Source organism: Pseudoalteromonas sp. NBT06-2 (genome assembly GCF_002276045.1).
Lineage (GTDB): Bacteria > Pseudomonadota > Gammaproteobacteria > Enterobacterales > Alteromonadaceae > Pseudoalteromonas.
The window spans coordinates 33978-41609 of sequence record NZ_NQMR01000081.1; the positions used below are offsets into that span (position 1 = coordinate 33978).

Annotated in this window: 8 protein-coding genes; 6 read left to right on the top strand and 2 right to left on the bottom strand. The window is 37.7% G+C overall.

The annotated features are described in order from the left end of the window. Positions 1 to 12: 12 nt before the first annotated feature. Positions 13 to 585, bottom strand: a complete 573-nt coding sequence (locus CJF42_RS15860; RefSeq protein WP_095367626.1) for a cbb3-type cytochrome c oxidase subunit II — start codon at positions 583 to 585, stop codon at positions 13 to 15. Positions 586 to 587: 2 nt separating this feature from the next. Beyond that, the gene (locus CJF42_RS15865; RefSeq protein ID WP_095367627.1) at positions 588 to 2225 is read right to left on the bottom strand and encodes a cbb3-type cytochrome c oxidase subunit I; all 1638 of its coding nucleotides are present in this window, start codon (positions 2223 to 2225) and stop codon (positions 588 to 590) included. A 354-nt stretch (positions 2226 to 2579) separates the two neighbouring features. On the opposite strand from CJF42_RS15865, the gene CJF42_RS15870 reads away from it, so the two are divergent. The 6 genes from CJF42_RS15870 (at position 2580) to CJF42_RS15895 (ending at position 7140) form a co-directional block, all read left to right on the top strand. Further along, positions 2580 to 3110 carry a cupredoxin domain-containing protein gene (locus tag CJF42_RS15870; protein ID WP_095367628.1) on the top strand — a complete coding sequence of 177 codons (531 nt, stop codon included), beginning with the start codon at positions 2580 to 2582 and terminating at the stop codon, positions 3108 to 3110. 3 nt (positions 3111 to 3113) lie between these two features. Beyond that, positions 3114 to 4583, top strand: a complete 1470-nt coding sequence (locus tag CJF42_RS15875) for a cbb3-type cytochrome c oxidase subunit I (protein WP_095367629.1) — start codon at positions 3114 to 3116, stop codon at positions 4581 to 4583. Next, positions 4576 to 5181: an SCO family protein gene (locus CJF42_RS15880; RefSeq protein WP_095367630.1), complete on the top strand. Its 606-nt coding sequence runs from the start codon at positions 4576 to 4578 to the stop codon at positions 5179 to 5181. The genes CJF42_RS15875 and CJF42_RS15880 overlap by 8 nt, the downstream gene beginning before the upstream one ends. Next, the gene (locus CJF42_RS15885; RefSeq protein WP_095367631.1) at positions 5156 to 5767 is read left to right on the top strand and encodes a hypothetical protein; all 612 of its coding nucleotides are present in this window, start codon (positions 5156 to 5158) and stop codon (positions 5765 to 5767) included. Before CJF42_RS15880 ends, CJF42_RS15885 begins: the two co-directional genes overlap by 26 nt. Next, positions 5757 to 6554, top strand: coding sequence for a formate/nitrite transporter family protein (locus CJF42_RS15890; RefSeq protein WP_095367632.1), 798 nt, complete (start codon positions 5757 to 5759; stop codon positions 6552 to 6554). Before CJF42_RS15885 ends, CJF42_RS15890 begins: the two co-directional genes overlap by 11 nt. 112 nt (positions 6555 to 6666) lie before the next feature. Continuing rightward, the gene (locus CJF42_RS15895; RefSeq protein ID WP_095367633.1) at positions 6667 to 7140 is read left to right on the top strand and encodes an RrF2 family transcriptional regulator; all 474 of its coding nucleotides are present in this window, start codon (positions 6667 to 6669) and stop codon (positions 7138 to 7140) included. The last annotated feature ends 492 nt before the right edge of the window (positions 7141 to 7632 follow it).

Genomic DNA, 7632 nt, shown 5'->3' on the forward strand with positions numbered 1-7632 from the left:
CTACCTAGTGCGTTACTTGGGTATTGGATGATTACGCTTAAGTGACTTCATGTAGTTAGTTAAATCAATAGCTTGTTGGTTAGCCACTATCGTTTTACCTATACTAAATTTCGGCGGCATAGTGATAACCGCATCACCTTTTTCTGCTTTTTCGACTTCTTTAAATAAGAATGGATACGCTGGCATAATGCTTTCAGGTACTACAGACCTTGGTTGATATAAGTGCATCAAATGCCAGGTATCACTCGGTTGCCTAACACCTATATTCATCAGATCAGGGCCAGTTCTCATCGTTCCCAACTGATGTGGTGTATCGTATTGATAGTCAGTGGAAACAGAAGGTCGTCCCCAGCCTCGTGCTTCATCAGTTGACCAGATAGAATCCCTTACTTGTTGGGTATGGCAATGCAAACAACCCAAGGATACATACATAGCTCTACCGCGTGTTTCTGAAGCGTTGTAAGGTTTTATATTTGGATCTGGCTTATTGTTTTTTGCTTGCATAGTCGGCATCATAACGATGATCACAAAAGCAAAAAGTACAATGGTTAATGCGCCAGACAGTATTGCGATAACTTTATTCATTTTTATGCTTCCTTAAGATTCAACGATGCCGACTGCTCATGAGCAGCTGTACGTTTTTTCATAATAAGAGCTAAGAAATGCAAAGCAAAAATGATGTGACTCACCGTCATCATGATGCCCGCAATACTACGTAATTCAAGGTACGGTATAGTCACTTTCATTGATTCGATAAAAGGTATGCTTGGATCAGCCAAGGCGAAACCTTGCTTAATGCCGGCAATAGTCAAGGCGACAAAATACAAACTAATGCCAAGTAGCGACAACCAAAAATGCCAAGAAATAAGTTTAGGATAAGGCCACTCTGACTGAGTAACTCGCGGTAAAACGAAATACATCGCACCAAACATGATCATGGTAAAGAACGCATACAAACCAAGGTGTGCATGTGCCACGGTGTAATGAGTGAAATGAACCAGATAGTTAACACTGCGAATCGCTTCAAAAGTACCCTGAACAGAGGCTCCAGCGTACATTGCAGCGCCAATCAACATAAACCTTAATGTTGGCGAGTACTTAACTACCGACCAGCGACCTTTAAGTATTGAATACATATTAATCAGAAATGCAGTAATGGGTATTAACATCATCACGCTTTGCACAATCGACATAGTTTGTAGCCACATTGGCACCGGACCACCCAATAAATGATGAATTCCGACTTGGCTATAGAAAAGTGCTAAGGCCCAAAAACCTATTAAAGAAAGGCGGTATGAATAAACCGACACCCCTAGTACTTTAGGGATAAAGTAGTACGCACACCCTACTGCGATTGGTGTAACCCAAAGCCCAAGAATATTATGACCAAACCACCAGTTAACAATTGCCTGTTCTGCTCCAGTGAATATCCCAGGTACATTGCCAATAAAAAATATTACTGGAAACCAAATTAATGCGGCGCTGAAGTACCAACCTGACACATATAAATGCTCAGTTTTTCGTTGGGCTAAGGTGAGAAATAATGGGACAGCAACCATAGCGCCAGCAAAAATGATGAGAATATCGGTGTGCCAAGGAACTTCTAAAAACTCCATGCCTTGGGTATGACCAGTGACAATTTGATAGGCACCAATAAGTAGGGCTATATTCCAAAGAATACAAGAACTGGCGGCATATCGTCCGCCAACTAATTCTGTTTTTAATAGCCTAGGTAGTAGCCATAACACCACTCCTACACCCGCCATAGCGCTCCAACCATAGACCACAGCATTAAGGTGAACAGGTCTGATACGACCAAAAGTCAATTCAATATTACTAACTAAAAGGTCGGGAAAGTGGAATTTAAGTGAAACAATAACCCCTGCAAAAGAACCGAGTATCAACCAAAATAGTGCTGAGGTTAGAAACATAACCACTGGCAATCTAGAAGACGTATCAATGGCTACTCGCTCATTAATTTCGTCCTCGCTACCCCTGTGATAGTTAACTGTCTCTACATTGGTATCGCTGCCGCGTGCTAATGGTAAAGGACCATCAATTGCTGGTTCTTCAGACTTACCGAGCTCGTGCTCACCAAAGATAATATTGCCATCGCCATGTAGTATCGATTTACCTTTATTACCCAAAGACCAGATAAAGGCGAATAATGCAGTAATTGATAAGACAAAACATAAAGCAATAAAAAATGCGATTGTAAAATCCATAAATTATCCCGTTGTTATTGAACATAATGTCATTTAAATAGTGCGGTATTTCACAACTCCATTAATATTTGCGCTTTAAAAGCTTATCTTTGGCAAAATTAATAGCATTGATTTTCAATCGATTAACGACAGCACGACACTGATATCTAGGATGAAAAACTAAAAGATATTTAAAATAACTTATCTTCTGCTTGCCTTTCATTTTAAAAGATGTAAATAATACACATGTTTAAAGATGTAAATAATATACATGTTTAAGGGTGTAAATGAAATGAATATTTAACCGAAATGAAAATATGTACTTTTAAAAGTTTATTAGGATGCATATTCAATTGTGCGCATGGGGGAGTAATTATGAAACATGAATTAATTTTATTTGTTTCAGTATTTTTTATAGCTGTTTTAACAGCTGTTTTTGTTTATGTATATTTTGCATCAAACAAACGAAGAGAATTCAAACCTGTCAAAGAAAAGCTTTACGGTTATCGACCGAAGTTATTTACTTTTTTAATTTTAATGGGTTTTGGTGTTGCAGTAGGAACTTTGTTTGAGTTTCCAATAGCGAAGCAGGCGGGTACCAAACCAGTAGAACAAAGCATAAAGGTGACAGGTTATCAGTGGTATTGGGTGTTAGATAAAACCGAAGTTTATGCCAATGAACCGGTTGAATTCATGATCAAGTCTGCTGATGTAAACCATGGCTTTGGTATCTATGACGAAGATTTAGTGATGCATACCCAAGGTCAAGCGATGCCTCAATACACTAACCGCTTAGTACATACCTTCAAAAAACCAGGTACTTACAAGCTATTGTGTTTAGAGTTTTGCGGCATTGCTCATCACAATATGGTCGCTGCATTAACTGTCTTACCAGCTAAGGAATAAATGATGAATTTACAAAAACTTAGTTTGCCAGAAACATCGACTAAATCTTCAAATACTCTTAGGTTATATGTTGTTACATCATTACTAGTACTATTTTTAATGATGTTAGCGGGCGCAACAATGCGCTATACCCAAGGCGCATTAATTGAAGTTGCTCCAAATATATTTTATCAATTATTGACAGTACACGGTGCTGGTATGGTTGGTATTGCTGGGTTATTTTCTTCCAGCATCATGTGGTATTTTTTACGACGTTACGTGGATTTAAACACCAACATATTCTTAGTTAATTTTGTTCTTTTCTTAATTGGTGTATTGATGATTTTAGGGGCAATATTCTTCGGTGATTTTGCTGCTGCTTGGACCTTTTTATATCCACTGCCAGCTAAGTCTATGGGCGTTTGGTCTCATCATGCTGCTGCAATGTTTCTTGGTGGTTTACTGATTATTGGTGTTGGCTTTCTGCTGTTTTATTTAGATGTTACTCGGGCGATATTAAAGCGCTATTCAAATCTATATAATGCCATGGGCTTACAATATTTATTTGGCGGTAAAACCTTAGATGAAGAGCACCCACCAGCCGTTGTAGCAAGTACTATGGTGTTAATTATCAACACTTTAGGTATTCTTGCAGGGGCGGTCATACTGGTGATGTGTATACTGAACCTGTATTTTCCTGATGATGTGACAATCGACCCACTATTAGCTAAAAACTTGACCTATTTCTTCGGTCACGTGTTTATCAACGCTTCAATTTACATGGCGGTAATCGCCGTATACGAATTATTGCCTAAATATACTAATCGCCCTTGGAAAGTGAACAAGCTTTTTATTACTGCATGGTTCTTTTCAACCTTTATGGTGATGATGGTTTATCCACACCACTTACTGATGGATTTTGCGATGCCTAGATGGGCGTTGGTTATTGGTCAAATTTGCTCATATATGAATGGCTTCCCTGTGTTGCTTGTCACTGCCTATGGTGCAGTCACTTTAGTACATCGTTCAGGTATTAAATGGGACCTAATTTCTCGGCTACTATTTTTATCCATGTTTGGTTGGGTCGCCGGTACCATTCCAGCCATCATAGATGCAACTATTTCAGTCAACTTGGTTATGCATAACACCATGTGGGTACCTGGACACTTTCATTTTTACCTGTTACTTGGTTTATTACCTATGCTGTTTGCTTTTTCGTTGTTTGTTACACAAACCAAGAGCGAGAGAAATACTCGTTACTTAGATGAAATATTTTTCTCTTCGTATCTTTATGGTTCATTGGTGTTAATTGGCACCTTTTTACTTAGTGGTAAGGACAGTGTGCCTAGACGCTGGGCAGCGCATTACGCTGAGTGGATCCCGATGAGTCAAATTGCAGCCGTGGGCGCAACGATGGTGGTACTAGGAACATTATTTTTCCTAATTAAAATAATTTTACGTATTAACAAGGCAAGCTTGACCGCCGATGCGTGATTTAATATTAACGGTGTTTTTTCTGTGCGCAGGTATTGCTTTGATATACTTGAAAACAGATAGCTTTCAAGCATTTACTGCCGAGAGTGCTCGCAGGTATGACATTGAAAAGCAGCCGATAAAATTATCGGACTATCAGCTCATTGATGTCAATGGTGAACAGATGAACTTTTCTGATTTACAGGGAAAAACACTGTTAATTGATTTTATCTACACCCGTTGCCCAACAGTGTGCACATTGTTGGGTAGCTCTTATGCAAAACTACAACGTAAGATAATTAAAGATAATAATTTAAATAATGTTGCGTTAATTAGCGTCAGTTTCGATTTAACTTACGACAACGCCGCCGCTTTAAAGGCATATCAACAAAGGTACACCCAGACACCAGAGCAATGGTACATGTTTGTACCCACATCGAAGCAACAACTGCATACCATACTTAATGAGTTTGGCGTGGTGGTTATTGACGATCTCTATGGTGGTTTTATCCATAATTCGGCAGTACATATTACTGATGCTGCTGGCTATTTAGTCAAAGTGACTGATTGGCAAAATAATGAGGAGCTCAATCGTGCAATTACCTCAGTTATCAAGTAAATGGCAGATCGGCTTATTGCTATCTGCTTGGTTAATTTTTGCCACGTTACTGATACCCATATTACAACAATCACTTATTGTACATCTGTTTATTGCCATACCAGGGCTAATGTTTTTGGGCTATTTGATGGGACGAACAATTCTACCTGAGCCCAGTACCATTGCTAAATGGAATCAAACGGGAATTCCTATGCTGCTAATGGCCAGTTTATTATTTATATTTTGGATGATCCCACGTTTTTTAGATAGCTCAATTCAACAGCAAAGTTTTTACTTATTAAAGATATTTTCTTTGACCTTTTTATGTGGTTTGCCACTCGCTTGGTCACTGAAAAAAGTGTCATACATTACGTTAAATTTTTTCAGAATTGAGTTTATTGCCACGCTATTTCGCATGACTTGGCTTTTCATGACGGCCAAAGAACGATTGTGTATTAATTATTTATATTCAGAGCAAGTATTAGTAGGAAAAACATTCCTCATACTCGCTATTTTATTCTCGTTATGGCCAGCAATAAGAGTGGTGTTTGGCCAACATAAAGAGTCCACTCAAAAGTTAAAGCAGGAATATAATCATGCAAAATAACATTAACGTTTTTGCTGAATTTGCCCGTACGAAAGCGCAACTACTAAAAGATTCACCATGGAGTTTTTTAATTGGTAGCATGTTAGCAGGTGCTTATGTGGGTATAGGTATTATTTTCATTTTTACTGTCGCTAGCCCGCTTCCTCCTGAAGTACAAACACTGGTTTTAGGTGTAACCTTTGCTATTGCACTTACACTAGTGGTGATTGCTGGAGCAGAGTTATTTACCGGTTATACCATGTATATGACGATTGGTATGACGAAAAAAACGGTCAATTTCCAACAATTACTGTCAACCTGGACCATGAGTTGGCTGGGTAATTTTTGCGGTGCACTAATTTTAGTTGGCATTTATATTCTAGCCAAAGGTTATCTGTTTTCTCATGAAGAGTTGATTGCCCAGGTTGCTCTGAAAAAAATTAGCGCAACCCCAATACAATTGCTCGCCAAGGGCACGTTATGCAATTGGTTAGTTTGTCTAGCAATTTGGATGAGTAAAAAAGTTGACAGCGACGTTGCTCGTTTGGTGGTTATTTTTTGGTGTTTATTTGTTTTTATTGCCAGTGGTTTTGAACATAGCGTTGCCAATATGACCTTATTATCAATCGTTTATTTTAGCCCAGAAAGTGTCATCAGTTTGTCGGATATTTTCTACAATCTAACCTTCGTCACTATCGGTAATATTATCGGCGGTGCAATTTTTGTTGCTTTAGCTTACAAAGCTTACGCAATTCCCGAAACATTGCCAGAGACTCATATGGACATAAAAAATACAGATGACGCATAGTACACTATGTAAACATTTATAGAATCTACTTTATTTTAAATTAATGTGAATATTAAAAACCATTGAAAAATGATAAGATATTTTCACAAAAAGGCGCAGTTGTAGTTTACTTATGAGACAAAATGTTCGCACCGATTATTCTATTCGTGTATTAATGTACCTTGCTCTATACACTGAAAACTTGGTAAGTATTGAAGAAATAGCTAAAAGCTATGCAATATCTAAAAATCATTTAACCAAAGTTGTTCACATACTTGTTAAAAGTGGTTTTGTTACTTCTGTTCGAGGACGAAACGGAGGTATAAAATTAGCAAAGCTTCCTGAAGATATAAATATTGGACATGTGGTGTCACAAACTGAAGAGGATTTTTATTTAGTTGAATGTTTTAATACAACTTCTAATAAATGTGTTATGACGGGGGCGTGTAAACTCGGGAATGTATTTTCAGAAGCTCTTGAGGCCTATATGGAATCATTATCAAGGTACTCTTTAAGAAATTTAGTAGAAAACCAGCAGATGATGCGAAGAGCTTTACGCAGGAATGACCAATTGATTGATATAAAACTCATAGACGTAAAGCTGTAGTTAAGTTTAATCTGAGCGGGTTTAATTCCTCGCCGCTTGTGGCGTAAAGTCTGTTGAACTTAAAACGTCATAAGATACCCCTCTTCGTGAAACGAATTTGAGCCTAAGCGAAAAGCCTTGGCGCGGGGTTATTCATTAGGTATTGTTAAATTTTATTTATAATCATTGAGTAATGTAAAAGCAGACTATAAAACTCAATATCGCAACCGTATTATAGGGTCATTAGTAAAAAAAATTTGTTAGAAAATACTTTATGGAAAACCGCCTTGGATCTAAGTTTAAGCTTACCAAAAAAACACAATATAATACCAATTCTATTAACTAAGTGATCTAATATAAATTAGGATAAATTTTCAATAGCAAGTCGATTGATGCAGCAATAGCTGGCTGTTGGGATTAAAAGCAACGGAGTGGCTAAATTTACAACGTAAAGGTTTACTGATCAGTGACTGTGAAAATGATCATTTATCTTTATACCCAAGCCACTTCAAG

Bases quoted from the DNA above. Each gene is read 5' to 3' on its own strand.
- CJF42_RS15860 (WP_095367626.1), bottom strand. From the start codon at position 585: ATGAATAAAGTTATCGCAATACTGTCTGGCGCATTAACCATTGTACTT.
- CJF42_RS15875 (WP_095367629.1), top strand. From the start codon at position 3,114: ATGAATTTACAAAAACTTAGTTTGCCAGAAACATCGACTAAATCTTCA.
- CJF42_RS15870 (WP_095367628.1), top strand. From the start codon at position 2,580: ATGAAACATGAATTAATTTTATTTGTTTCAGTATTTTTTATAGCTGTT.
- CJF42_RS15895 (WP_095367633.1), top strand. From the start codon at position 6,667: ATGAGACAAAATGTTCGCACCGATTATTCTATTCGTGTATTAATGTAC.
- CJF42_RS15890 (WP_095367632.1), top strand. From the start codon at position 5,757: ATGCAAAATAACATTAACGTTTTTGCTGAATTTGCCCGTACGAAAGCG.
- CJF42_RS15865 (WP_095367627.1), bottom strand. From the start codon at position 2,225: ATGGATTTTACAATCGCATTTTTTATTGCTTTATGTTTTGTCTTATCA.
- CJF42_RS15880 (WP_095367630.1), top strand. From the start codon at position 4,576: ATGCGTGATTTAATATTAACGGTGTTTTTTCTGTGCGCAGGTATTGCT.